Source organism: Actinoplanes sp. NPDC023801, from assembly GCF_040639655.1.
Taxonomy (GTDB): domain Bacteria; phylum Actinomycetota; class Actinomycetes; order Mycobacteriales; family Micromonosporaceae; genus Actinoplanes.
Genome location: NZ_JBFAAI010000007.1, coordinates 144430 through 168535 on the forward strand (window position 1 = coordinate 144430; position 24106 = coordinate 168535).

26 protein-coding genes are annotated in these 24106 nt (G+C 70.3%); 10 read left to right on the top strand and 16 right to left on the bottom strand.

Translation table 11 applies throughout. The features are described from left to right. Positions 1-176: 176 nt before the first annotated feature. On the bottom strand, positions 177-1109 hold the full coding sequence (locus AB0G04_RS15825; RefSeq protein ID WP_360982532.1) for a transglutaminase-like domain-containing protein: 933 nt from the start codon (positions 1107-1109) through the stop codon (positions 177-179). 5 nt (positions 1110-1114) lie between these two features. After that, complete coding sequence (locus AB0G04_RS15830) at positions 1115-1945, bottom strand: MerR family transcriptional regulator (protein WP_360982534.1); 831 nt, start codon at positions 1943-1945, stop codon at positions 1115-1117. A 55-nt stretch (positions 1946-2000) separates the two neighbouring features. Between AB0G04_RS15830 and AB0G04_RS15835 the strand changes: the two genes are divergently transcribed. Together AB0G04_RS15835 and AB0G04_RS15840 are read left to right on the top strand one after the other, a co-directional pair. Further along, a complete protein-coding gene (locus AB0G04_RS15835) occupies positions 2001-3068 on the top strand; it encodes an ATP-dependent DNA ligase (protein ID WP_360982536.1) in 1068 nt (355 codons plus the stop codon). Positions 3069-3127: 59 nt separating this feature from the next. Next, positions 3128-4687 carry an alpha/beta hydrolase gene (locus tag AB0G04_RS15840; protein WP_360982538.1) on the top strand — a complete coding sequence of 520 codons (1560 nt, stop codon included), beginning with the start codon at positions 3128-3130 and terminating at the stop codon, positions 4685-4687. On the opposite strand, the gene AB0G04_RS15845 is transcribed toward AB0G04_RS15840, so the two are convergent. Continuing rightward, on the bottom strand, positions 4638-5099 hold the full coding sequence (locus tag AB0G04_RS15845; RefSeq protein ID WP_360982540.1) for a potassium channel family protein: 462 nt from the start codon (positions 5097-5099) through the stop codon (positions 4638-4640). The two genes, AB0G04_RS15840 and AB0G04_RS15845, sit on opposite strands and share 50 nt — an antisense overlap. A 56-nt stretch (positions 5100-5155) precedes the next feature. Here AB0G04_RS15845 and AB0G04_RS15850 point away from each other — a divergent pair, with 56 nt between their 5' ends. Further along, positions 5156-5611 carry a GNAT family N-acetyltransferase gene (locus AB0G04_RS15850; RefSeq protein ID WP_360982820.1) on the top strand — a complete coding sequence of 152 codons (456 nt, stop codon included), beginning with the start codon at positions 5156-5158 and terminating at the stop codon, positions 5609-5611. Here the strand turns inward: AB0G04_RS15850 and ligD are convergent. From ligD to AB0G04_RS15865, 3 genes are all read right to left on the bottom strand, one after another. Next, positions 5600-6625 (bottom strand): non-homologous end-joining DNA ligase, encoded by a 1026-nt coding sequence (gene ligD / locus AB0G04_RS15855; protein WP_360982542.1) that lies wholly within the window; start codon positions 6623-6625, stop codon positions 5600-5602. The genes AB0G04_RS15850 and ligD overlap by 12 nt on opposite strands. 76 nt (positions 6626-6701) lie before the next feature. Continuing rightward, entirely contained in the window at positions 6702-7271 is a 570-nt protein-coding gene (locus AB0G04_RS15860) for a hypothetical protein (RefSeq protein WP_360982544.1), read from the bottom strand. Positions 7272-7369: 98 nt separating this feature from the next. After that, on the bottom strand, positions 7370-7849 hold the full coding sequence (locus tag AB0G04_RS15865) for a hypothetical protein (protein WP_360982546.1): 480 nt from the start codon (positions 7847-7849) through the stop codon (positions 7370-7372). Between the two features lie 65 nt (positions 7850-7914). Here AB0G04_RS15865 and msrB point away from each other — a divergent pair, with 65 nt between their 5' ends. After that, entirely contained in the window at positions 7915-8331 is a 417-nt protein-coding gene (gene msrB / locus AB0G04_RS15870; protein WP_360982548.1) for a peptide-methionine (R)-S-oxide reductase MsrB, read from the top strand. On the opposite strand, the gene AB0G04_RS15875 is transcribed toward msrB, so the two are convergent. From AB0G04_RS15875 to AB0G04_RS15885, 3 genes are read right to left on the bottom strand one after another with little or no spacing between them, the layout of a single operon-like run. Further along, complete coding sequence (locus AB0G04_RS15875) at positions 8309-8770, bottom strand: dihydrofolate reductase (RefSeq protein WP_360982550.1); 462 nt, start codon at positions 8768-8770, stop codon at positions 8309-8311. The two genes, msrB and AB0G04_RS15875, sit on opposite strands and share 23 nt — an antisense overlap. Positions 8771-8778: 8 nt before the next feature. Next, positions 8779-9570, bottom strand: coding sequence for a thymidylate synthase (locus AB0G04_RS15880; RefSeq protein WP_360982552.1), 792 nt, complete (start codon positions 9568-9570; stop codon positions 8779-8781). A 24-nt stretch (positions 9571-9594) separates the two neighbouring features. Further along, a complete protein-coding gene (locus AB0G04_RS15885) occupies positions 9595-9849 on the bottom strand; it encodes an isoamylase early set domain-containing protein (RefSeq protein ID WP_360982554.1) in 255 nt (84 codons plus the stop codon). A gap of 65 nt (positions 9850-9914) precedes the next feature. Here AB0G04_RS15885 and AB0G04_RS15890 point away from each other — a divergent pair, with 65 nt between their 5' ends. After that, complete coding sequence (locus AB0G04_RS15890; RefSeq protein ID WP_360982556.1) at positions 9915-10382, top strand: GNAT family N-acetyltransferase; 468 nt, start codon at positions 9915-9917, stop codon at positions 10380-10382. Here AB0G04_RS15890 and hemQ read toward each other — a convergent pair. The 3 genes from hemQ to hemE all read right to left on the bottom strand — a co-directional run bounded on the left by hemQ (position 10354) and on the right by hemE (position 13550). Then, the gene (gene hemQ, locus AB0G04_RS15895) at positions 10354-11055 is read right to left on the bottom strand and encodes a hydrogen peroxide-dependent heme synthase (protein ID WP_360982558.1); all 702 of its coding nucleotides are present in this window, start codon (positions 11053-11055) and stop codon (positions 10354-10356) included. The two genes, AB0G04_RS15890 and hemQ, sit on opposite strands and share 29 nt — an antisense overlap. Then, positions 11052-12428, bottom strand: coding sequence for a protoporphyrinogen oxidase (gene hemG / locus AB0G04_RS15900; protein WP_360982560.1), 1377 nt, complete (start codon positions 12426-12428; stop codon positions 11052-11054). The genes hemQ and hemG overlap by 4 nt, the downstream gene beginning before the upstream one ends. An 87-nt stretch (positions 12429-12515) precedes the next feature. After that, the gene (gene hemE / locus AB0G04_RS15905) at positions 12516-13550 is read right to left on the bottom strand and encodes a uroporphyrinogen decarboxylase (protein WP_360982562.1); all 1035 of its coding nucleotides are present in this window, start codon (positions 13548-13550) and stop codon (positions 12516-12518) included. Positions 13551-13631: 81 nt separating this feature from the next. Here hemE and AB0G04_RS15910 point away from each other — a divergent pair, with 81 nt between their 5' ends. Continuing rightward, positions 13632-14198: a DUF3000 domain-containing protein gene (locus AB0G04_RS15910; protein WP_360982564.1), complete on the top strand. Its 567-nt coding sequence runs from the start codon at positions 13632-13634 to the stop codon at positions 14196-14198. A 12-nt stretch (positions 14199-14210) separates the two neighbouring features. On the opposite strand, the gene AB0G04_RS15915 is transcribed toward AB0G04_RS15910, so the two are convergent. After that, positions 14211-15197: a trypsin-like peptidase domain-containing protein gene (locus tag AB0G04_RS15915; protein WP_360982566.1), complete on the bottom strand. Its 987-nt coding sequence runs from the start codon at positions 15195-15197 to the stop codon at positions 14211-14213. A gap of 150 nt (positions 15198-15347) precedes the next feature. On the opposite strand from AB0G04_RS15915, the gene AB0G04_RS15920 reads away from it, so the two are divergent. Beyond that, positions 15348-16655 carry a ribonuclease D gene (locus tag AB0G04_RS15920; RefSeq protein WP_360982568.1) on the top strand — a complete coding sequence of 436 codons (1308 nt, stop codon included), beginning with the start codon at positions 15348-15350 and terminating at the stop codon, positions 16653-16655. Positions 16656-16778: 123 nt separating this feature from the next. Here the strand turns inward: AB0G04_RS15920 and AB0G04_RS15925 are convergent, their stop codons facing one another. Beyond that, positions 16779-17675: a hypothetical protein gene (locus tag AB0G04_RS15925; RefSeq protein WP_360982570.1), complete on the bottom strand. Its 897-nt coding sequence runs from the start codon at positions 17673-17675 to the stop codon at positions 16779-16781. A gap of 265 nt (positions 17676-17940) precedes the next feature. Here AB0G04_RS15925 and AB0G04_RS15930 point away from each other — a divergent pair, with 265 nt between their 5' ends. The 3 genes from AB0G04_RS15930 to AB0G04_RS15940 all read left to right on the top strand — a co-directional run bounded on the left by AB0G04_RS15930 (position 17941) and on the right by AB0G04_RS15940 (position 22155). Further along, the gene (locus AB0G04_RS15930) at positions 17941-19137 is read left to right on the top strand and encodes a thiolase family protein (protein WP_360982572.1); all 1197 of its coding nucleotides are present in this window, start codon (positions 17941-17943) and stop codon (positions 19135-19137) included. Then, positions 19134-21194: a 3-hydroxyacyl-CoA dehydrogenase NAD-binding domain-containing protein gene (locus AB0G04_RS15935; RefSeq protein WP_360982574.1), complete on the top strand. Its 2061-nt coding sequence runs from the start codon at positions 19134-19136 to the stop codon at positions 21192-21194. Before AB0G04_RS15930 ends, AB0G04_RS15935 begins: the two co-directional genes overlap by 4 nt. A gap of 130 nt (positions 21195-21324) precedes the next feature. After that, a complete protein-coding gene (locus AB0G04_RS15940) occupies positions 21325-22155 on the top strand; it encodes a hypothetical protein (protein ID WP_360982576.1) in 831 nt (276 codons plus the stop codon). Positions 22156-22177: 22 nt separating this feature from the next. Here AB0G04_RS15940 and AB0G04_RS15945 read toward each other — a convergent pair whose 3' ends face one another. Both AB0G04_RS15945 and AB0G04_RS15950 read right to left on the bottom strand, forming a co-directional pair. Further along, positions 22178-23395: a HAMP domain-containing sensor histidine kinase gene (locus tag AB0G04_RS15945; RefSeq protein WP_360982578.1), complete on the bottom strand. Its 1218-nt coding sequence runs from the start codon at positions 23393-23395 to the stop codon at positions 22178-22180. Further along, positions 23392-24066 carry a response regulator transcription factor gene (locus AB0G04_RS15950; RefSeq protein WP_360982580.1) on the bottom strand — a complete coding sequence of 225 codons (675 nt, stop codon included), beginning with the start codon at positions 24064-24066 and terminating at the stop codon, positions 23392-23394. Before AB0G04_RS15950 ends, AB0G04_RS15945 begins: the two co-directional genes overlap by 4 nt. Positions 24067-24106: the final 40 nt, after the last annotated feature.

Sequence of the window (24106 nt, forward strand, 5' to 3'; positions counted from 1 at the left end):
CCCACGACAACCCGGACGGAACAATGACGCCGCCCGGCCACGGCAAAGCCGGACAGATCGGCACCACCCGCCACGGCAAAGTCGGACGAAACGACACCGCCCACCCACGGAAAGCCGGGACGGAACGGCACCGCCCGACCACGGCGGCCCCGAGGTGGGCCCGGCGGCCGCATGTGTCAAGCCGGCGGAGGCGGGGCCGGTCGGCGTGGGTCGACGTCGTAGGCGAGGCCTCGCGGTGAGTGGCAGGTGACGACGTCGCCGAGGCGGATGCGGGGATCGTCGGCGTATCGGGAGGCCAACTTCTGTTCGGCGGCCCGGTCTCCGGCGTCCGCGTCGATCAGCAGGTCAGCGATCTCGTCGATCAGATCGACGGCTCCGGTGTCCCACGGCGGCAGGTCGGCCCAGGCCTCGACGAGCGACCGGCCGCCGAGGTCGCCGACGAACGTGGCTTCGTCGCCCCAGAAGTCCCAGAGCAGCAGTTCGTCGCCGCAGCGGTGAGCCAGTTCGGACAGGACGTACTTCCGGATCATCAGGGGACCTCTGATCGGCACGTCACGGCCGACGCCGTACTTCTCGGGATCGATCTCGCCGCGCCGGAAGGCACGCCAGCACTGAGCCGCAGTGCGTAACCCGCCGGGGCCGAGGGGCACGTCCGCCGCGTCGACGGGAAAGCCGGAGTCCGGATCGAGTTGGGCGTCGGTGGCGATCCAGCGGGTCCCGTCGTGGTACTCGGCGACGACGTGGTCGACGTGGAAGCCGGGTTCGAAGTAGTCGGCGAAGCCGATCCGGCTGCGCGCCGGCACCCCTTTGGCTCGCAGCGCCGCGACGGTGAGCAGGGTGAAGTCGCGGCAGCAGCCGACGATGCGCTCGCCGGCGGGGCGTGGGGTGACGAGCGGCCCGTCGTCGCCGAGGGAGTCGAGCATGGTCTCCACCCAGCGGTTGTCGATCTCGGCCAGCCGCTCCGGCGGGAAGTCGAGACCGGACGCCCGGTAGTGGACGACCAGGTTGCGAACGGCTGCGCTGATCCCGGCGACGTCGTCGGGGAGCGCCTCGACGCGGGCGAGGTGCCGGCCGGGATCGGAGAAGCGGGTCTGTCGCGTGTGGTCCATGGTGTTCACCCTTCGAAGGGTTGGGCGACGTGCACGAAGTCGTCGGTGCCGGAGAGGTTCTCCCAGCTGTCCAGATAGAGCTCACGCGGTGGCGCGCTGACGGTCAGGCCGGCGGCACGGACATGTTCGCCGACCGCTTCGTACGCCTGCAGGATCCGTGGGTAGAAACAGTCGTCGCGCGTGACCGCGGCATAGGCGACCAGCCGCTCGGGTTCGACCCGGATGGTGATGCGGCCGGCCGGTTCGACGGCGCCGGTGAACGGGACGCAGACCTCGACCCGCGCCTCGCTGTCCGGCGTGACCTGGCCGTGGAAGATCACCCAGTGCTCGCCGGTCGCAACGGCGCCCTGCTCCTGCAGGTGGCGGCGGATCTCCCACTCGGCAGCGCTCATCTCCGGCACCAGCTGCACCTGGTCGACCTCGATGTGCAGGGTCGCCACCTTGCGCGCCGGACGCACGCCGGTGTGGACCGCATACCGCCGCTCGGGCTCGTCGCCGTGCGCGAGCCGGGTGCGCAGCCACGTGTAGGTCTCGCTGCGGGAGGACCAGGCCGCCCGCTCGGACGCCCACCAGCGGTCGAGGCGGCGCACCGCCTCGGCGTCGGGCAGATCGAGCAGCTCGCCGATCACGGCCAGCGGCATGCCGAGTCGTCGGAACACGCTGATCCGGCCGGCGCGGCCGAGTTGGTCCGGTGTGTACCTCCGGTAGTTGCTGGCGTCCACGGTCGCGGGCGGCAGCAGGCCGGATGCCTCGTAGAGCCGCAGGGCCTTGATGGAGAGCCCGGCCCGGCGGCCGAACTCCCCGATGGTCATCAACTCGAGCCCCCGCGTCGTCATGGGTTTGATGATGAGGTCTGCCCCAGGGGACGGGTAAAGGAGGCACACTGATCGGATGCAGCTCCCGCTGAACCCGCCGGTCAAGCCGATGCTCGCCAAACCCGTCGCGGACATCCCTCCCGGCCAGGTCTACGAGCCCAAATGGGACGGATTCCGGTCGATCGTCTTCCGCGACGGCGACGAGGTGGAGATCGGCAGCCGCAACGAGAAGCCGATGACGCGCTACTTCCCCGAGGTGGTCGAGGCGGTGCTGGCGAACTTCCCGGAGCGGGCGGTGATCGACGGCGAGGTGATCGTGGCCGACACCGAGCGGAACATGCTCGATTTCGAGGCCCTCCAGCAGCGCATCCATCCGGCGGCGAGCCGGGTGAGGCTGCTCTCCGAACAGACGCCGGCCAGTTTCGTGGCCTTCGACCTGCTGGCGCTCGGCGAAGAGGATCTGACCGAACTGCCGTTCCACAGAAGGCGCGAGATGCTTGTGAAGGCCCTCGAGAAGGCCGGGCCTCCGGTGTACGTCACGCCGGCGACCGAGGATCTGGAGACGGCCCGGCGCTGGTTCGCCGAGTTCGAGGGTGCCGGCCTGGACGGCCTGATCGCGAAGTCCCGCGACCTGACGTACCAGCCGGACAAGCGGGTGATGGCGAAGGTCAAGCACAAGCGGACCGCGGACTGCGTGGTGGCCGGCTACCGGGTGCACAAGTCGGCGGAGAACCGGATCGGTTCGCTGCTGCTGGGCCTGCACGACGAGCGCGGTGTGCTGGTGAGCGTCGGGGTGATCGGCTCGTTCCCGATGAAGGTCCGCGAGGAGCTGTTCGAGGAGCTGCAACCGCTGGTCACGACGTTCGAGGGACATCCGTGGAACTGGGCGGCGCACGAGCAGGGCGAGCGGACCCCGCGCAAGAACGAGGTGAGCCGGTGGAACGCGGGCAAGGACCTGTCGTTCACACCGCTGCGGCCGGAGCGGGTGGTCGAGGTGCGCTACGACTACATGGAGGGGATCCGGTTCCGGCACACCGCCCAGTTCGAACGGTGGCGGCCCGATCGCGAGCCGGTGACCTGCACGTACGAGCAGCTGGAGCGTCCGGTCCGGTTCGACCTGGCGGAGGTGCTGACGAGCCGCTGAGCGGCACCCCGGGCCAGCCGCGAAGTGGCACCCGGGCGCGGACCGGATAGGGTCGTTGCGTGGAACGTCGCTCGCGCCTGGCTGTGGCTCTCTTCTCGGTGCTCGTCCTCGCCACGGGGTGCACGTTGCCCTCGTTCGCGCCGGAGGGCTCCGGCGAACCGGCCCGCCGGGGCGGCACAAGCACGCCCGGCAGCGCCTCCGGCGCCCAGTGGAAACCGTGCCCCGACGTGCCCCGCGATCTGGTCGGCAAGGCCGCCGAGGGCATGAGTTACGACTGCGCCACGGTCCAGGTGCCGCGCGACTGGGCGGCACCGGCGGGCGGCGAGACGTACGGCATCGACATGATCCGGATCCGGTCGAAGAACCAGAAACAGCGGATCGGCTCACTGCTGCTGAATCCGGGCGGCCCCGGCGGTTCCGGCATCGACGTGGCGGTCTACCTGTCGTACGGCCCGGGGCTCGGCGGTCTGCCGACCGGGATCACCGACCGTTTCGACATCGTCGGTTTCGACCCGCGCGGCGTCGGCGAATCGGACCCGGTGAAGTGCATCAGCCCGCGCGACCAGGACGCCAGCTTCGCCGCCGACCCGGATCCGGCCGACCAGGCCGCCTTCGACGCGATCGCGGCACTGAACAAGAAGATCGCCGACGGCTGCACCGAGAAGTACGGCACCCGCCTGCGGACCTTCTCCACCGAGCAGGCGGCTCGCGACCTGGACGCACTGCGCACCGCGGTCGGCGACGAGAAACTGACCTACCTCGGCTATTCGTACGGGACGCTGCTGGGGGCCACCTACGCGCAGCTGTTCCCGAAGAACGTGCGGGCGCTGGTGCTGGACGGCGCGGTCGACCCGACCGAGGGCTTCGTGGCCGGCTCCGAGCAGCAGGCGAAGGGCTTCGAGCGGGCGTTCACCAACTTCACGAACTGGTGCGCGAAGAACGCCGGGAAGTGCCCGATCGCCCCGGACGCCCGTGGCGCGGTGACCGACGCGATGGCCAAGGCCGAGACGTCGCCGGTGCGCGGTACGGACGGGCGGGACGCGACCGCCGGCTGGATCTTCCTGAGCGTGATCTCGTCGCTGTACACCGAGTCCGGCTGGGCCAGCCTGGCGAGCGCGATCGACGAACTCCAGCAGGGCGACGCCGGGGGCGTCTTCGAGCTGGCCGATCAGTACGCCGAACGTGAGCCGGACGGCACCTACTCGAACCTGTTCGACGCCAACCTGACGGTGAACTGCGCGGACACCGACAAGGCGCCGACCGTCGAGGAGGTGCGCAAGCTGCAGGGCGAGTGGCGCACGAAGTACCCGCTGTTCGGCCCGGCCCTGGCGATCGGGATGCTGCCGTGCACGTACTGGGCGAAGGACCGCGACCCGTACCCGGCCGGCAAGGCCGAGGGCGCCCCGCCGATCGTGGTGGTGGGCACGACCGGTGACCCGGCCACGCCGTACGAGAACACCGCCGACCTGGCGAACATGCTCGGTGTCGGCCACGTGCTGACGTGGGAGGGCGAGGGCCACACGGCGTACCCGTCGACCACCTGCATCCGGGACGCGGTGGACTCCTACTTCATCGATCTGAAGGTGCCGCAGGAGGGCCTGCGCTGCCCTCCGAAGTGAGCGTGATGCCCTGACGGGCGGCCATCTCCTCGATCAGGGCCCGGGTCATCCGCAGGTTCTCCTTGAGTTCTTCCTGCTCCTCGTGGTGGAACGCGTCGTTGTTCACGATGAGCTTGCTGGCGAAGTGCGCCGTGATCAGCGGGATCACGAGCAGCACCATGGCGGAGATCAGGATTCCGGCCATCAGGCGTGCCTGCCAGGTCTGCGGCGAGATGTCGCCGTACCCGACGGTGGACGCGGTGACCACGGCCCACCAGACCGAGTCGCCGAAAGTCCGATCCTCGAACTGTTGGTAGAGAACGGCACAGACAACGATCAGCAGCGCGTACGACAGCAGGAGCTTCCTCGGCGAGTTGGCCAGCCAGACCAGCACCCTGTACAGCCTGCGAGGCAGGAAGAGCAGCGCGTTCATGTGGTCATGGTGCCCGAGGTCATCGTCTCGTGGCAGCCCGTGACAAGCTTTCGATCGTGCAGATCCGGATCGCCACCCGTACCGATGTCCCCGCCGTCCTCGGCCTGCTCGCCGATGACGACGTCAGCCGCGCCCGTGGTTTCGGGGTGGTGCCCGAGGATGTCGACGCCGCCGTCTGGGCGGCTTTCGAGGCGATCGACGCGGACGAGCGCAACGAGCTGATCGTGGCGGTCGACGGTGACGAGGTGATCGGCACCTGCCAGCTGACGTTCATCCCAGGGCTGAGCCGGGGCGGTGCCGAGCGGATGCTGATCGAGGCGGTCCGGATCCACTCCGGCCGCCGTGGGCAGGGCCTGGGTGGCGAGCTGATCCGCTGGACGGTCGAGCGGGCCCGGGAGCGGGGTTGCCGGATCGTGCAGCTCACCACGGACAAGCGGCGCACCGACGCGCACCGCTTCTACGCCGCGCTGGGCTTCGAGGCCTCCCACGAGGGGATGAAGCTAGCGCTGTGACTTGAGGTCCCGGTCCTTCGAGGGTTGTACGCGTTTGGGCTCGCCGGGCATCTTCGGATGGTCGGGCGGGTACGGCAGGTCGCCGAGGCCGTCGCGTTCGTCCCGCTCCACCCATTCGAGCAGCGGGGTGAGGTCGTGCGCCACGTCGTCGATGCCGGCGTGCGGGTCGCCGATCGCGGCGAACCGTTCCGGGACGGTCCGCAGGTCGAAGTCGTCCGGTTCGACGCGGGGCAGCTCGTCCCAGGTGACCGGGGCGGAGACGGTGGCCCGGCCGTTGGCGCGCAGTGAGTAGGCACAGGCGATGGTCCGGTCCCGGGCCATCTGGTTGTAGTCGAGGAAGACCCGCTCGCCGCGTTCCTCCTTCCACCAGGCCGTGGTGATGCCGGCCGGGTTGCGCCGCTCCACCTCGCGGGCCAGCGCGATCGCGGCGCGCCGCACCTCCACGAAGGACCAGCGGGGGGCGATCCGTACGTAGACGTGCACCCCGCGGCCGCCGGAGGTCTTCGGATAGCCGGTCCAGCCGAGGTCGGCGAGGACCTCGCGGACGACTCCGGCGGTGGTGACCACGTCGGCGAAGCCGGTGCCCGGCTGCGGGTCGAGGTCGATGCGCAGCTCGTCGGGCTCGTCGGGACGGTCGGCGCGCACCGGCCAGGGGTGGAAGACCACGGTGCCCATCTGGGCGGCCCAGGCGACGTGGGCCAGGTCGGCGGGGCTGAGCTCGTCCGCCGTACGCATGCTCGGGAATTTGATCGTCGCCGTTCTGATCCAGTCGGGGACACCCCTGGTGGATATCCGCTTCTGGAAGAACATCTCCCCCTCGATGCCGTCGGGGAAGCGCTGCAGGGTGGTGGGACGGTCGCGCAGGGCTCGCAGGATGCCGTCGCCGACGGAGCGGTAGTACTCGAAGACGTCGCGCTTGGTGAACCCGCGCTCCGGGAAGACGATCTTGTCCGGGCTGCTCAGGCGCACGGTGTGCCCGGCGATCTCGTGCTCTTCAGCGGCGGCTTTCGGCATGCCCCCGAGCCTAGGCCCTCCAGACGCGCCGAGGCCGCCCGGCGAACCGGACGGCCTCGGTACGGGGACGGACTTCTCAGGCGCTGCGACGGCGGCGGGTGTACCAGACGGCGGTGGCGCCACCGGCCAGCATCAGACCACCGAGCGCCAGGGTGCCGCCGAGCGGGGCACCGGTGAGCGGCAGTTCCTCGCCCGCGCTGAGTCCGGTACCAGTGGCCCCGGGGCCACCCACCGGCGCGGCGGTCTGCGAGCTGACACCGGTCGGCGTGATCACGTTCACGCTGCCGGTCGTCGTCGGCTGGCTGGGCGTCGGGCTGGTGGTGGGGCTGGTCGTGGGCGGGGTGGTCTGCGGCGGGCTGGTCGTGGCCGCGGTGTAGCCCGGACGCCCACGGGTGGGCCCCGTGGTCGTGGTGACCGGAGCCGGCGTCGTGGCGGTGGGTACGGTCTGCGGCGCTTCCTTGACTGTGCCGCCGTAGCCCGCGTCACCGCGCTGATCGCCCGTATCGGGACTCGGCGTGACAACCGCGTGACCGCCCTTGACGGCTACGTCAGCGGCGGTCGCGGGAGCTCCGCCGAGGGCGAGAGCAGCGAGAAGAGTGGCACCGACCGTGGCGAGTCCAGCGGCCGGACGGCGCGAAAAGCTCATGAGGAGTATCCGTTCTGTTGCGGAAGGTACGTTCCATGGTCGCACGGGAGCTTAACGGTAATTGCCCGTTTTACCCGGAAACACCCCCCCGCGCGTCTTCACCCCGGAAGACCACCGAAACGGTGACTCCGCCACAAATGGGACAGAGCGAACACCTTGAACTCGAACTGCGGGTCTGCCGCGAACAGACCTCCGCTGTACGGGGCGTTGAGCTGCACGCTGACCCCCGAGTCCAGGTAGACCGAGACCACGTTGCGGCTGCCCCGCCGCTCCGCCCGCAGGTCCACCACCCGGTGCCAGGGCGCGACACCCTCGTCGAACACGGAGGAGTTACGGATACCGCCCGCACCCACCTCGACGCCGGTGCGCCACCCGGCCACCGCGCCGATCGCCGCCCCGGTCAGCAGCGGCCCGAGCACCAGGACCGGCCACGTCCAGCCCGGCGGCGCGGACCAGAACAGCGCGGCGATCACCCCCACCGTGACACTCGCCACCGCGCCGAGCACGCCGAGGTAGAGACCGTGGCCGAGAACCTGCTGATTGGTCGGCCGGAACGTCGCCGGGGATGCACCTTCCATAGAGGTCTCAACCGGCGGCACACATCACCCGTGGCGCACCGGGCGTGCGACGTACGGTTGATGGCATGACGACCGATCTACCCGCGACCCCCGATCTGCCCAGGACCGAGGACGAGTGGCGGATCCGCCTGAGCCCCGCCGAGTTCCGGGTGCTCCGGGAGGCCGGCACCGAGGCCCCCTGGTCCGGGGAGTATGTGAACACCAAGACCGAGGGTGTGTACGACTGCCGGGCGTGCGGCGCGGAACTTTATCCCAGTGACACGAAGTTCGACTCGCACTGCGGCTGGCCGTCGTTCGACGACGCCATCCCGGGTGCGGTCAAGGAGATCGAGGACCGCGGCCACGGGATGGTCCGGGTCGAGATCCGCTGCGCGCGTTGCGACTCGCACCTGGGCCACGTGTTCCGGGGCGAGGGTTTCACCCCGAAGAACACACGGCACTGCGTGAACAGCCTGTCGATCAGGCTGGACCCCGCCTCCTGAGGTCCTCGACCACATAGGTGACCCCGGTGGACGCCTCGTGCTCGACGGCGCCGGTGACCTCCCAGTCATCGCCGAGTTCGGGCGCGAAGCTGTCCCCGGGCACCTCGAGGTCGATCCTGGTGCGCACGATGTGCTCGGCGTGCGGCAGGAAGGCGGCGTAGACCTCGGCGCCGCCCATCACCCAGAAGTCGTCGTGCTTCACGTCGTCCAGGGAGTGCGCCACCGTAGCGCCCGGCGCTTCCCAGGACAGCTTCCTGGTCAGCACGATGTTCTCCCGGCCGGGTAACGGCTTGAGCGGCAACGAGTCCCAGGTGAGCCGGCCCATCACGACCGCGGCACCGGTCGTCCGCTCCTTGAAGATCCGCTGCTCGCCCGGCACGCGCCACGGGATCGTGTTCCCCGCGCCGATCACCCGGCCGTGTGCCTCGGCCCAGATCATGTGGATCATCAGATCGCGACCGGGGCCTTGATCAGCGGGTGGTGCCGGTAATCGACCACGGTGAAGTCCTCGTACTCGTGGGCGAACAGGCTCTCCCGAGGCTTGATCTCGATCGTGGGGAACGGGTACGGCTCCCGGGTGAGCTGCTCCTTCACCTGTTCGATGTGGTTGGTGTAGATGTGCACGTCGCCGCCGACCCAGATGAAGTCCCCCGGCTCCAGGCCCACGTGCGCGGCGACCATCTGCGTCAGCAGCGCGTAGCTGGCGATGTTGAACGGCACGCCCAGGAACAGATCGGCGCTGCGCTGGTAGAGCTGGCAGGACAACTTGCCGTCGGCCACGTAGAACTGGAACAGCGCATGACACGGCGCCAGCGCCATGTCCGGGATGTCCGACACGTTCCAGGCCGAGACGATCATCCGGCGGGAGTCGGGGTTCGTCCGGATCGTCTCCACGACCTCGGCCAGCTGATCCACGTCCCCGCGTGACGTCGGCCACGACCGCCACTGCTTGCCGTAGACGGGGCCGAGGTCACCGTCCTCGTCGGCCCACTCGTCCCAGATCGTGACACCCTGGTCGCGCAGCCACCGGACGTTGGTGTCACCGCGGAGGAACCAGAGCAGCTCCACCGCGAGCGACTTGAAGTGCACCCGCTTCGTGGTGATCAGCGGGAACCCCTGCGACAGGTCGTACCGCAGACGTTCGCCGAACAGGCTGAGCGTTCCCGTACCGGTGCGGTCGCTCTTCGGCGTCCCGGTCTCCAGCACCCGGCGGAGCAGATCTTCGTACTCGGTGTCCATAAGCCCTCAACCTTACCGCCGCGCCTATAGGTGAAGCTCGCTGCCCTGTTCGTCGTCGAACCACACGCCGTCGGTCGCCAGATAGCGGAACTTGTAGTGCCCCGGGTCGAGCGGGACGCTCACCGTGCGGGTGCCGTTGCGCCGCACCTGCAGTTCGTGCAGGCCGGGCTGCCAGTCGTTGAAGTCGCCGACCACGCTGACCCGGCCGGCCGGCTCGTCGGCCGGCAGGCTGAAGGTCACCCGGGTCTTGTTACCGAACAGCTTGCTGCGCTTGATCATGAGGTCCCCCTTTCCGAAACAGGGCTTCACCGGTACAACGTCGGACAGCCGCGTATGTTGTGCCGATGCATCCCGAACCTCATGATGAGCTGCGGGTGGCGTCCTTCCGCGACCTTGACACCACCACCCTCTACGAAATTCTCAAGCTGCGCAGCGAGGTCTTCGTGGTCGAGCAGGAATGTCCCTACCTCGACCCGGACGGACGGGACAACGAGCCCGGAACCCGGCATGTGTGGTTCGCTCAGGGCAAGACGGTGCGCGCCTACCTGCGGATCCTCAGCGACGACGGGGTCGAGCGGATCGGCCGGGTGGTGACCGCCCCGGACGCGCGCGGGACCGGGCTGGCCGGCCGCCTCATGGAGGAGGCGCTGCGGGTGATCGGCAACCGGCCGGCCGTACTCGACGCCCAGGCGCACCTCACCGATTTCTACGGCAGGTTCGGCTTCGAGACGACCGGCCCGGAATACCTCGAGGACGGCATCCCGCACGTGCCCATGAGGCGCGTTACGGCAGCTGAGACACCAGTTCGGTGACCGAACGCCGGCGGCCGGTGTAGAACGGCACCTCCTCGCGGACGTGCCGCCGGGCCCCCGACGCGCGCAGGTCACGCATCAGGTCGACGATGCGGTGCAGCTCATCGGCCTCGAAGGCGAGCATCCACTCGTAGTCACCGAGCGCGAACGAGGCGACCGTGTTGGCCCGCACGTCCGGGTACGGCCGGGCCATCCTGCCGTGCTCGGCCAGCAGCGCGCGGCGCTCCTCGTCGGGCAGCAGGTACCACTCGTAGGAGCGGACGAACGGGTAGACGCAGATGTACGGCCGGGCCTCCTCGCCGGCGAGGAAGGCCGGCAGGTGACTGCGGTTGAACTCGGCCGGGCGGTGCAGCGCCATCTGGGACCAGACCGGCTCCAGGTGGCGCCCCAGCGCGGTGCGGCGGAACAGCCCGTAAGCGTCCTGCAGCGCGTCCGGCGACTCGGAGTGCCACCACACCATGATGTCGGCGTCAGCGCGCAGACCCGACACGTCGTAGGTGCCGCGGATCGTCACGTCCTTGCCGGCGAGCTGCTCGAACAGCCCGTCGACCTCGGCGGCGAGATCGTCGCGCAGGGCCGGCAGCGGCGACGAGGCGCGGAACACCGACCACATGGTGTAGCGGATCGTCGCGTTCAGTTCCTTGATGCGCGACGCGTTGGTCTGCTCGGTCATTCGGTCTCCTTCAGGAACTTGCTCACATCGTCTGCCGCACGTTCACCACTTGCCACGCACACCGGGATGCCCACACCGTCGAACGCCGCCCCGGCCAGCGCCAGCCCGGCCGGCAGCCCGGCGCGCACCCGCGCCACCCGGCCGGCGTGACCCGGCTCGTACTGCGGGAGGCCACCACCCCAGCGCTGCACCCACGAGTCCACCGGCTCCGGCAGCCCGGCACTGATCAGCTCGCCCAGCTCACGGCGGGCGGTGGCGAGCAACGACGCGTCGTCGAGCTGCAGCCGGGCCTCCTCGCCGGCCCGGCCCAGTGAGGCCCGGACGATCACCGGACCGTCCGGGGCGGCCAGGTGCGGCCACTTCGTCGTGAAGAAGGTCGCGGCCTTGACCAGCGTCCCCTCTCCGGGCGGGACGAGGAAACCCGAAAGATCAGGCAGTTCGGTGCCGGGCGGCAGGGCCAGCCCGGCAAGCGCGACGCTCGCATAGTCGAGTTCGCCGATCGAGGCATCCCCGAGCAGCCGCGCCGCCGGTTTGGCGGGCACGGCCAGGATCACCGCGTCGACCACCTCGGCCCGCGGCGCGGGCACCGGACCAAAGATCAACTGCCAACGGCCGTCAGCGGTACGGGTGAGCTCGCGCACCGCCTGCCCCAGCATGATCCGCGCGCCGCCGGCCGCCACGGCGGCCGCCACGAGCCGGCTCATCCCGCCGTCGACGGCCGCGAACACCGGCCGTCCCGGAACCCGCCGGCTGCGCGCCTGAGCCGCCCGCACGGCACCGGCCAGGGTGTGCTCGGACTCCGCCGTGGCCGCGAGCTGAGGCATGGTGACCCGCAGCGACAACCGGTCGGCGCGGCCCGCGTAGACGCCGCCGAGCATCGGGTCGACCAGCCGGTCCACCACCTCGTCGCCGTAACGCTCCCGCACCAGCGCGCCGACCGCCACGTCCTCACCCGGAGCCAGCAGCGGACGGCCGCGGTCGTCGTCGGCGCCGTCGGCGGGTGTCGCCACACCGTCCAGCGCGGACAGATCGCCGGGCACCCCGACGAGGGTGCCACCGGGGATCGGGGCGAGCCGGCCGCCGAGGGCCAGTGCGGCCGGGCGGGGGGCCGGATGCACCAGCGCGTCCCCGAGACCGAGCCGCCGGACCAGGCCGACAGCCGCGGACTCACCGCCGTCGGAGGCGCTGTTCAGGAACGACTCGGCTCCGCGCTCCACCGGCCGTCCGCCGAGGTCGCCGGTGCGGAGCTTGCCGCCCGGAGCGGCACTCTGCTCGTACAGCAGGATCTCTGTATCGGGAAGGAGGTCACGCAGGCGCACCGACGCCGCCAGGCCCGCGATGCCGCCGCCGATGATCGCGATCCGCTTCCGCACGCTTTCCACACTCCCAGGTCCTGCCCCGGCCCGCCGACCGGGGTCGTCCGCTGTGACGCGAGCCGGTCAGGGCCCGGACGGAGCTGATCAGCGGGACGACACCTCGTGCACCAGAGCGGTCAGCCGGGTCAGCACGTCCGGGTCGGTCTCCGGCATCACGCCATGACCCAGGTTGAACACGTGACCCGGAGCGGACGTGCCCTGCTGGAGCACCCGACGGGTCTCCCGCTCGACCACGTCCCAGCCGGCGAACAGGATCGCCGGGTCCAGGTTGCCCTGCACCGCACGGTCCGGGCCGACCCGCCTGGTGGCCTCGTCCAGCGGAGTGCGCCAGTCCACCCCGACCACGTCGGCGCCGGCCTCACCCATCGCCTCCAGCAGCACCGCCGTACCGACCCCGAAGTGGATCCGCGGCACGCCGGCGTCGGCCAGGCCGCGCAGCACCGACGCCGAGTGCGGCATGACGAACCGCCGGTAGTCGGCCTCGGACAAGGCGCCGGCCCACGAGTCGAACAGCTGGACCGCGCTCACCCCGGCGTCCACCTGAACCCGCAGGAACGTCAGCGTGATCTCGGCGAGGCGCGCGAGCAACGCGTTCCACAGCTCGGGTGCGCCGTACATCATGGCCTTGGTCTTGAGGTAGGTCCGTGAGGGACCGCCCTCGATGAGATAGCTGGCAAGCGTGAACGGCGCGCCGGCGAAGCCGATCAGCGGGGTGGCGCCGAGTTCGGCGACAAGCGTCTCCACCGCCTCGGTGACGAAGTCCACGTCGCCCGGGGTGATCGGCCGCAGCCGGGCCAGGTCGGCCTCGGACCGGATCGGCTCGGCGACCACCGGGCCGGTACCGGCCACGATGTCCAGATCGATACCGGCCGCCGCGACCGGCACCACGATGTCGCTGAAGAAGATCGCCGCGTCCACGTTGTGGCGGCGCACCGGCTGCAGGGTGATCTCGGTGACCAGGTCCGGCCGGCGGCACGACTCGAGCATGCCGACACCCTGGCGGATCTTGCGGTACTCCGGCAGCGACCGCCCGGCCTGCCGCATGAACCAGACCGGCGTATGCGGGACGGGCAGACCACGGCATGCCCGGACGAAGGGGGAATCCTCAAGAACCGTCACCGAGACATCGTGCCACGCGACTGAACAGGCCCGGCGGCGCGCCGAGCACGACCGGCGGTGAGATCGGCATAGGCTGCCCCCATGGCGTCCCCCTCCGCTGCCCCCGAGGCGTTCACCCGCGCCGTTGCCGGGTTGCGCGCGGAGTCGCCGCGGCCCGAGATCCTGCTCGAGGAGATCGCCGCGCCACAGCGGCTCGCGCCGTTCTCGTTCGCTCTCAGCGCCACCGTGCTCCGCGCCGGTGACGAGGTGGCGAGCGGCCGGCTCATCCTGCTGCACGACCCGGCCGGGCACGACGCCTGGCGGGGTGACCTGCGGCTGGTCACGCTGATCACCGCGGAGCTGGAGGAGGACCTCGCCTCCGACCCGCTGCTGCCGGCGGTGGCCTGGACCTGGCTGACCGACGGGCTCGATCAGCACGCCGCGGCGTACACGGCGATCGGCGGCACGGTCACGCAGACCGCGTCCACCCGGTTCGGCGAGCTGGCCGGGCCCGAGCCGACCGCTGATCTGGAGGTACGAGCGTCGTGGACGCCCACCTCCGACGACTTCGGCGCGCATCTGCGCGGCTGGCTGGCGATGCTCTCCTCGACGGCCGGCCTGCCGCCGCCCGGGGTGGCCTCGCTCAGCGACCGCCAGTTACGCGTCTAGGACGCACCGGACCTAGCTGTTCCCGCAGCCCCCGAGGGTGTCGCAGGCGACCTCGATCGGGATCGCCAGGCCGATGCCCTCGGCGTCCCGGGCCTTCGCCGTGGCCAGCCCGACCACCTGCCGCTTGGAGTCGACCACCGGCCCACCCGAGTTGCCGGGGTTGATCGGCGCGTCGAACTGGATCGTCGGCCCGTCCTCGGTGTCCCGGAAGGCGCTGATCACACCGGTGGTCACCGAGTCCTCCAGGCCGAGCGGCGCACCGACCACCATCACCTGCTGACCGGACTTCACCTTGCCGCCGGCGACCTTCAGCGTCGTGATCTCCCGGTTCGCGCGCAGCAGCGCCAGGTCCTTGCCCTCGCTGACCTTGACGATCGTCGCGTTGATCCGGGTGTTGCCGCGTTCCAGCGTGATCGCCTTGTCGCCGCTGTCCCACACCTCCTCGACCACGTGGAAGTTGGTGAACAGGCTGGTCCGCCCGTTGGCCTGGCTCACCGCGAACGCGGTACCGGTGAACTCGCCGGCGCGGACCCGGAAGACGCTGGGAAGAACGTCCTCGGCGATGCCCTCCGAGTCGAAGACCGAGGTCAGCTTCTTCTCCAGCTCGTCGGTGCGGCCCTGCGAGGAGCTGACCGCCTCGGCGAGGTCGTTGCTGCTCTGGATCATGCTCTCGACCCGGAACGCCTGCCAGCCGGAGACCGCCACCAGCGCGACGACCAGGCCGATGACGATCGGCTTGTACCGGCTCGTCCTCGCTCGCGGCGGCTCGTAAGACGGCTGGACGGGCTGTTCATGGACCGGCTGCTGGTAGACGGGCTGGTAGACCGGCTGCTCGTAGACGGACTGCTGGTAGACGGGCTGCTCATAGACCGGCTGCTGGTAGACCGGCTGCTGCTGGGACCACGGGTCCTGCGCCGGGTACTGGTCGTCCTGCCAGTTCCACTCCTGGGCGCGGCGGCCACTGTTGGCCGGCGTGAAGGGCTCGAACGGAGTGGACATAGGGCGCGGCCTCCCGGGTGGTCTCTCGGCGCTGCGACAAGTGGTACGGACGTCAGCGGCGAACGGATGAACCCACCCGGAAGATCGAGAATCGACGCGCCGGGAGCCCTGCTGCGCACGGCAAGGGTGCTACCCCCGTACGGTTACGGAGTGACCGACGAAGCACCCCTGCGCCGTCGGGACTCGCCGGACACGGCAGGGGACGGACCGCACCTTGTGCCGCCCGACCCGACATCTGGCGGTCCCGAGGATTCCCGCCCCGCGACACCCCTGACCGCACCCCGCGACGGCACGCCCCCACCGGTGGAGACCCCGGACGAGCTGGCCGATGTGGTTTCCCGGATGACGGCGGGCACCGGCCCGGTCGCCGTCGATGCCGAGCGTGCCTCCGGCTACCGCTACACCCAGCGGGCATACCTGGTGCAGCTTCGCCGGGCCGGTTCCGGCACCGTGCTGATCGACCCGCTCCCCCTCGACGACCTGCGCACCCTGGACGCCGCGCTGGCCGACACCGAGTGGGTGCTGCACGCCGCCAGCCAGGACCTGCCCTGCCTGGCCGAACTCGGTTTCCGGCCCCGCCGGCTGTTCGACACCGAGCTGGCCGCCCGGCTGGCCGGCTTCGAGCGGGTCGGGCTGGCCGCGCTGACCGAGCAGCTGCTCGGCTACTCGCTGGAGAAACACCACTCGGCCGCCGACTGGTCGACCCGGCCGCTGCCCGAGTCGTGGCTCACCTACGCGGCCCTCGACGTGGAACTGCTCACCGATCTGCGCGACGTGCTCGCCGAGGAACTGGAGCGCCAGAACAAGACGGCGTGGGCGGCGGAGGAGTTCGCCGCACTCGTGCAGAGCGCCGACCGCCCGCCCCGGGTCCGCCCCGACCCGTGGCGCCGTACCTCCGGCATCCACCGGGTCCGTGGCGCACGCGCCCAGTCCCGGGTGCGCGCCCTCTGGTATGCCCGCGACGGTGTCGCCGCCCGGCGGGACTCCGCGCCCGGCCGGGTACTTCCCGACTCGGCGATCGTCGCCGCCGCCGAGATGGACCCCAAGGACGAACGCACCCTGCTCGGCATCCCCGGTTTCGGCGGCCGCTCGGTCCGCCGGCTGGCCCGCATCTGGCTGGACGCCCTCGACCAGGCGCGAGCCCTGCCGGACGACGCGCTGCCGGTGAACCAGCCGGTCGACGGCCCACCGCCGCCGCACCGCTGGGCCGAACGCGACCCGATTGCCGCGGCCCGGCTGGCACGCTGCCGGCAGATCGTGGTCGGCACCGCCGAGCAGCACACCCTGCCGCCGGAGAACCTGATCAGCCCGGACTTCATCCGGCGCCTGGCCTGGTCACCGCCGGACGAGATGACCGCCCGCACGGTCGGCGACATCCTCCGCGGCTTCGGCGCCCGTAACTGGCAGATCAACCTGCTCGCCGATCAGCTCGCCGAGGCCCTTCCCGAACCCCGTTGAACCCACTGTTCTCGCCGCCACCCGCGCCGGAAGCGACGCGGTGACAGACGGGGTAGCGCTCGGTGGGGCGGCATGCAAGAAGCCCGGCTCGAATGGGCCGGGCTTCTCACGTACGGCTGAAGGTCAGCTCTTGGTCTCGATCTGAGCCCGCAGCTTCGGGAACTCGGTCTTCACCTGCTTGGCCTTCTTGAAGTACCACATGACCATGCCGATGCTGCCCTCGTCGGCCCAGCTGCAGACCGCGACGTCCACGCCGTCGGCGTTGCTGTCACCGCACTTGGCGGCGCCGCCCAGCTTGCCGGTGCTCGCCTCGGTCAGGTTGCTGACCTTGAGGCCGCCGATGCCGATGCCGGCGAACGTGCCGGCGAGCGCCGTCTTGGGGTTCGGTACGTCGGTCTCGACGGCGATTGCGATGACGATGTCCTCGGAGCCGAGCTCGCCGTAGAACGCGCCGAACGAGTCGCCGGAGCCGTAGTCGGCGGCGATCCCGTCCTGCAGTTCCTTGGTGATGTCGGCGAACTGCTCGTCGGTGAGCTTGGGGCGGCCGCCCAGCTTCACCGGCTCAGTGATCTTGATGGTCGCCTTCGGCGGTGCGGGCTCCGTCGTCTCCGGGGACGACGTGGACTCGGTCGTCGGCAGACCCGAGGCGGCCGTGTCGATGGCCTTGTTGGTCTCGTCGATGGCGTTCTTGCCGACCAGGTACAGCGACGTCACGCCACCGACACAGAGCACCAGGACGAGTGCGACGACGCCCAGGATGATCGGCGTCTTCGACTTCTTCGGCGGCACGGGTGGCGGGAAGCCCGGCGCGCCGTACTGCTGGTTCGGGTCGAACGGCGGCGGCTGGTTCGGGTCGAACTGGGGCTGACCGTACTGCGGCTGGCCGTACTGCGGCTGCGCCCCGAACTGCGGCAGGGTCGGGTCAGGGTACGCCGGTGGCTGGGGAGGTCCCCATCCTGACGGCTGCCCGCTCGTCGGCTGGGCGGGGTTTGGTTCACCGGAATACGGCGGGTACGTCATCAACGCTCCAATATCGTGATGTCGGTGGATCCTACCGGCGCCGGGACCTCGGGATGGTCCCTCAACCGGTGACATCGGGCACCGGTTCGGCTGGTCTTCGTTCTCCGGTCAAGCCGGTGGCTTTTCGGTTCAGTCCGGGCCGGCCGGGCCGATCTACAGGGAAGCGCCGCGGATGTGACGTTTTCCCGGAGCCCCTGGCCGCTACTAGTTACTGGCGAGTAGCATTGCCGACACATTTGGGTTCACGCCCGCAAGGAGGCTTGCTGTGCCCCGTGAAGTACGCGAGGTCGTCTTCGTCGACGGCGTCCGCACCCCGTTCGGCAAGGCGGGCGGCATGTATGCCGAGACCCGCGCCGACGACCTGGTGATCCGCTGCATGCGCGAACTGCTCAAGCGGAATCCCAACCTCCCGCCCGAGAAGGTGGAGGAGGTCGCGATCGCGGCCACCACCCAGATCGGCGACCAGGGCCTGACACTCGGCCGGACCGCCGCACTGCTCTCCGGCCTGCCCAATACCACACCCGGCTACTCCGTCGACCGGATGTGCGCGGGCGCCATGACCGCCGTGACCAATGTCGCCGGCGGTATCGCGATGGGCGCGTACGACATCGCCATCGCCGGTGGCGTCGAGCACATGGGCCGGCACCCGATGGGTGAGGGCGTCGACCCCAACCCGCGGATCCTGGCCGAGAAACTGGTCGACCCGTCCGCCCTGGTGATGGGCTCCACGGCGGAGAACCTGCACGACCGGCTGCCGCACATCACCAAGGAGCGGGCCGACGCGTACGGCCTCAACTCGCAGATCAAGACCGCCAAGGCGTACGCCGACGGCAAGATCCAGCCCGACCTGGTGCCGGTCGCGATCCGCTCCGCGGAGCTGGGCTGGGGCCTGGCCACCGTCGACGAGGCACCGCGCCAGACGTCGATGGAGAAGCTCGCCACCCTGAAGACCCCGTTCCGTCCGCACGGCCGCGTCACCGCGGGCAACGCGGCGGGTCTCAACGACGGCGCGACCGCGGCGATCCTGGCCGACGAGGCGACCGCCCGTGAGCTCGGTCTGCCGGTCGCCATGCGCCTGGTGTCCTACGCGTTCGTCGGCGTCGAGCCGGAGGTCATGGGTTACGGCCCGGTCCCGTCGACCGAGAAGGCGCTGAAGAAGGCCGGCCTGACCATCGGCGACATCGGCCTGTTCGAGCTGAACGAGGCCTTCGCGGTTCAGGTGCTGGCGTTCCTCGACCACTTCGGCATCGCCGACGACGACCCGCGGGTCAACCCGTGGGGCGGCGCGATCGCCATCGGTCACCCGCTCGCGTCCTCGGCGATCCGCCTGATGACGCAGCTCGCCCGGCAGTTCGCCGAGCGTCCCGACGTCCGCTACGGGATCAACGCGATGTGCATCGGCATCGGCATGGGCGGCACCGTTATCTGGGAGAACCCGTACTGGGAGGGCGCGGCCAAGTGATCGAGAACCCGAACGAGGTAGTCACCAAGGCGATCGTCCGCCTGGTACAGGTCCCCGGGCTGGAGAAGCCCGCCGCCCTCATCACGCTCGACAACGGTTTCGACCACAAGAAGCCGAACAGCTTCGGGCCGGGCGGCCTCAAGTCGCTCGACGAGGCGATCACCACGGCCACCGAGGCGAACCCGGCGTTCATCGCGGTCACCGGCAAGCCGTACATCTTCTGTGTCGGCGCCGACATCACCGGCATGCCGCTGATCAACTCGCGTGAGCAGGCCGTCGCGCTCGGGGAGCTCGGCCACCGGGTGTTCGCGCGGCTGCGGAACAGCGAGATCCCGACCTTCGCGTTCATCAACGGCGCGGCGATGGGCGGCGGTCTCGAGGTGGCGCTGCACGCCCACTACCGGACCGTCTCCACCGGCGCTGCGGCGCTGGCACTGCCCGAGGTCGCGATCGGCCTGATCCCCGGCTGGGGCGGCTCGCAGATCCTGCCGAACCTGATCGGCATCATCAACGCGGCCACGGTCATCCTGCAGAACCCGCTGACCCAGAAGACGCTGCGCCCGAAGCAGGCCCGGGAGTGGGGTGTCGCGGACGCCCTGTTCGAGGCGGCCGACTTCCTGGAGGACTCGCTGGCCTGGGCGGCCGGCGTGGTCAAGGGCGAGATCACCGTCGAGCGCCCGGAGATCGAGCGCAAGGACTGGGACGGCGTTCTCGAGTTCGCCAAGGCGGTGCTCGACGAGAAGCTGCACGGGGCTGTCCCGTCCGCCAACAAGGCCCTCGAGTTGCTGGCCCTGGCCAAGGACGCGTCGTTCGAGGACGGCACCGCGGCCGAGACCGAGGCTCTCGCCGACCTGATCATGGGCGACGAGGCGCGGGCCAGCCTGTACTCGTTCGACCTGGTCCAGCGCCGGGCCAAGCGCCCGGTCGGGGTGCCGGACAAGTCGCTGGCCCGCAAGGTCACCAAGGTCGGCATCGTCGGTGCCGGTCTGATGGCCTCCCAGCTGGCCCTGCTGTTCCTGCGCCGCCTGCAGGTCCCGGTCGTGCTGACCGACCTGGACCAGGAGCGCGTCGACAAGGGCGTGGCCTACGTGCACGCCGAGATCGACAAGCTGGTCTCGAAGCGGCGGATGGACGACGGCACCGCGGCCAAGCTGCGACTGCTGATCAGCGGCTCGGTCGACCGGTCGGTCTTCGCCGACGCGGACTTCGTGATCGAGGCCGTCTTCGAGAACCTCGAGCTCAAGAAGCAGATCTGGGCCGAGTTCGAGAAGATCGTCAAGCCCGAGGCGATCCTCGCGACAAACACCAGCTCGCTCTCGATCACCGAGATGGCAGCCGATCTGGAGCACCCGGAGCGGGTCGTCGGTTTCCACTTCTTCAACCCGGTCGCCGTCCTCCCGCTGCTGGAGATCATCCGGGGCGAGAAGACCGACGACGCCACGCTGGCCACCGCGTTCGAGATCGGCAAGACCCTGAAGAAGTCGTCGGTGCTGGTCAAGGACGCCCCGGCGTTCGTGGTCAACCGCCTGCTCACCCGGGTCACCAGCGAGATCTTCCAGGCCGTCGACGCGGGCACCCCGCTGGACGTGGTGAACGTGGCGATGGACCCGCTGGGTCTGCCGATGCGCCCGATCGCCCTGCTCCAGCTGGTCGGCCCGGCCGTGGCGTACCACGTGGGCGAGACCCTGCACGCCGCGTTCCCGGACCGGTACGTGAACTCCCCCAACCTCAAGCGGATCGTCGACTCCAAGCTGCCGGTCATGGCGGACAAGGAGATCAACCCGGAGGTCGTCAAGATCCTCGAGGTCGGCGACGCCCCGCTCACCGCCGACGAGGTCCGCCAGAAGGCGCTCGACGGGCTGGCCGAGGAGATCCGCATCATGCTGGACGAGGGCGTGGTCGCGGAGGCGCAGGACATCGACCTGTGCATGATCCTCGGCGCCGGCTACCCGTTCCATCTGGGCGGTGTCACGCCGTACCTGGACCGCAGCGGCACCTCGGAGAAGGTGACCAGCAAGCGGTTCCTCGCCGACGGGGTGGCGAACCTCCGCGCCTGATTCACATGGTGCACAACGAGTGCCCCCGCGCCGCTGAGGTGCGGGGGCCTCTTGCGTTCACCCGTCAGCGGCCGACCCCGTCGCCGGTTCGCCGGTAGGATCCACCGACTACACAAGCTCTGGAGCATCGATGACGTATCCTCCTCACCCCGGTGAGCCCAACCCTTCCGGATACCCGCCGCCGCAGCCGCCCTACGGCCAGCAGCCCCCGCAGTACGGGACACCGCAGCAGCCGCAGTACGGGACGCCGCAGCAGCCGCAATACGGGACGCCGCAGCAGCCGCAATACGGGTCTCCGCAGCCACCCCAGTACGGCGCACCCGCCCCGCAGTACGGCCAGCCCGGTCAGCTCCCGCCGCCCGGCTTCCCGCCGCCGGGGGCCCCGCAGCGCAAGTCGCGGGTCCTGCCGATCATTCTGATCGTCGTGGGCATCCTGGCGGTGCTCTGCATCGGCGGCGGTGCGGCGCTCTACTTCGTCGGCAAGGACGCGGTCGACGACGCCGCCGCGGTCAGCATCACCGAGCCCGCGACACTCGGCGGCCGGCCGAAGCTGGACACTCCGGAGTACGCCACCCTCACGGCGGACATGGAGAAGAGCCTCGCCGCGTACCCGGGTGCCTCCAGCTCGTTCGGCGCCTTCTACGGTGACCCGGAGAAGCAGGACATGGTCGCCGCCATCGCCACCAAGGCCCTGATCGCGAACCCGCAGGCAGAGCTCGACGCCTCGTTCAAGACGTTCAGCAAGGACGCGCCGGTCAGCGGCCTGACCGACGCCGGCACCGGCACGCTCGGCGGCGTCGCCAAGTGCGGCACCAGCGCGTTCTCCGGCATCGACGTGGCGGTCTGCGGCTGGGCCGACGAGGGCAGCGTCGGCATGATCATGTGGTTCTTCAAGAAGGCCCCGGACGTGCAGGCCGAGTTCCCCAAGCTGCGCGCCGAGATCGAGACCAAGTCGAAGTGACCGATCGCGGGCGTTCCCCTCATCACCTGGTGCGGGGAACGCTCGCCGTCGCGGCCACCACGGGCGTCGTGTCGGCGGCCGGCAGGGTCACCGTGACCTCGAGGCCACCGCCGTCCTGAGCCACCGCACTGACCGTGCCGCCGTGCGCGTCACAGACCGCCCGCACGATCGACAGACCCAACCCCGACCCCCTCGATCCGGTACGTTCCCAGCCGCCCCGCCGGAAGGGTTCGAACAGGCCCGGCACGTCGGGGGGCTCCACCTCGTACCCGGTGTTGCCGACGATCAGCCGGGCCCGGCCGCCGGACGACTCGGTACGCAGCCACAACCGGCCCAGCAGGTGGTTGTAGCGGATCGCGTTCTCGATCAGGTTCCCGGCGAGCCGGTCCAGGAGACTGGGATCGCCGACCACCGGAGCCGGCTCCAGGTCCGTGGTGACCTCGAGTTTCAGCCGCTCGGCCTCGGCCTTCACCGCGGACAACGCGTTCTGCACACTGAGCGCCAGGTCGGCCGGTACCTTACGGACCAGCCGCCGGCCGGACTGCGCCTCCGAGCGGGCCAGCACCAGCAACGCGTCCACCAGCCCGTTCGCGCGTTCCGAGGCGTTGCGGACCACCTTGGCCATCCGCCGGTACTCGGCGACGTCGGCCTCGTCGTCGCTGAGCGTCACGTCGATCTCGGTCCGCATCACCGCGAGCGGGGTACGCAACTCGTGCGACGCGTTCGCCACGAACCGTTTCTGCGACTCGAAGGCGGCCGCCAGCCGGTCCAGCATCGCGTCGAAGGTCTGCGCCAGCTCTGCCACCTCACCGTCCGCGCCGGAGTAGCGGATCCGCTGGTCGAGGGTCTCCTCGCCGAGCCGCTGCGCCGTCTGGGTGACGTCGCGCAGCGGGCGCAGAGCGCGGCCGGTCACCACGTAGGCCAGGACGATGCCCACGATCACCACCAGAGCCAGCGCCCCGAACCCCTGGATCAGCAGGTCGCGGGAGGCCTGATCGATGACCTGACTCTGCCAGGCGGCCGCGTCCCGGGTGGTCCCGTCCTCCAGGGTCACCATCGTGCCCTCGCGCAGTTGCGGGACGGGCCGGACCGACTGGCTGATCAACAGCCAGTCCAGCAGCACCAGCACCGTCCCGGCACCGACCAGCAGAAGACCGTTGAGCAGGGTCAGCCGCAGCCGCAGGGTCGGCCGCACGTCGAGCCGCAGGCCGCGGCGGCGCAGGCCCGGATAGACGGTCACGACGCCACGACCGGCTCCGGGACCCGGTAACCGGCGCCCACCACGGTCTCGATCAACGGCGGGTCCCCGATCTTCTTGCGAAGCGTGTTGATGGTGACCCGGACGGTCGTGGTGAACGGGTCGGTGTTCGCGTCCCAGACCCGTTCCAGCAGCTCCTCGCTGGAGACCACGCCGCCCTTGGCCTTGAGCAGCTCCTCCAGGACACAGAACTCCTTGTTCGTGAGGTCGAGCGTCGTCCCGCCCCGGGTCACCACCCGGCGGGACTGGTCCAGCACCAGGTCGCCGGCGGTGAGCACCGGCGGCGCGACGGGGGTGGCCCGGCGGCCGAGCGCCTGCACCCTCGCCACCAGCTCCTTGAAGTCGAACGGCTTGGCCAGGTAGTCGTCGGCACCCAGCTCGAGGCCTTCCACCTTGTCGTCGACGGAGGAGCTGGCGGTCAGCATCAGCACCCGGGTGAGCGCGCCCGACTCGACCAGGGCCGCGCAGATGTCGTCGCCGTGCATGCCGGGCAGGTCCCGGTCGAGCACGACCACGTCGTACCGCGTCACGTACGCCATCTCGTGCCCTTGCAGGCCGTCGTAGGCGACGTCCACCGCCATGCCCTTGCGACGCAGGCCGCGCGCGATCGCGTCGGCCATGTCCCGCTCGTCTTCCACCACCAGCACGCGCACCGCTGACCTCCGCCGTCGTCCGGGCCGTACGTGCAGGTTA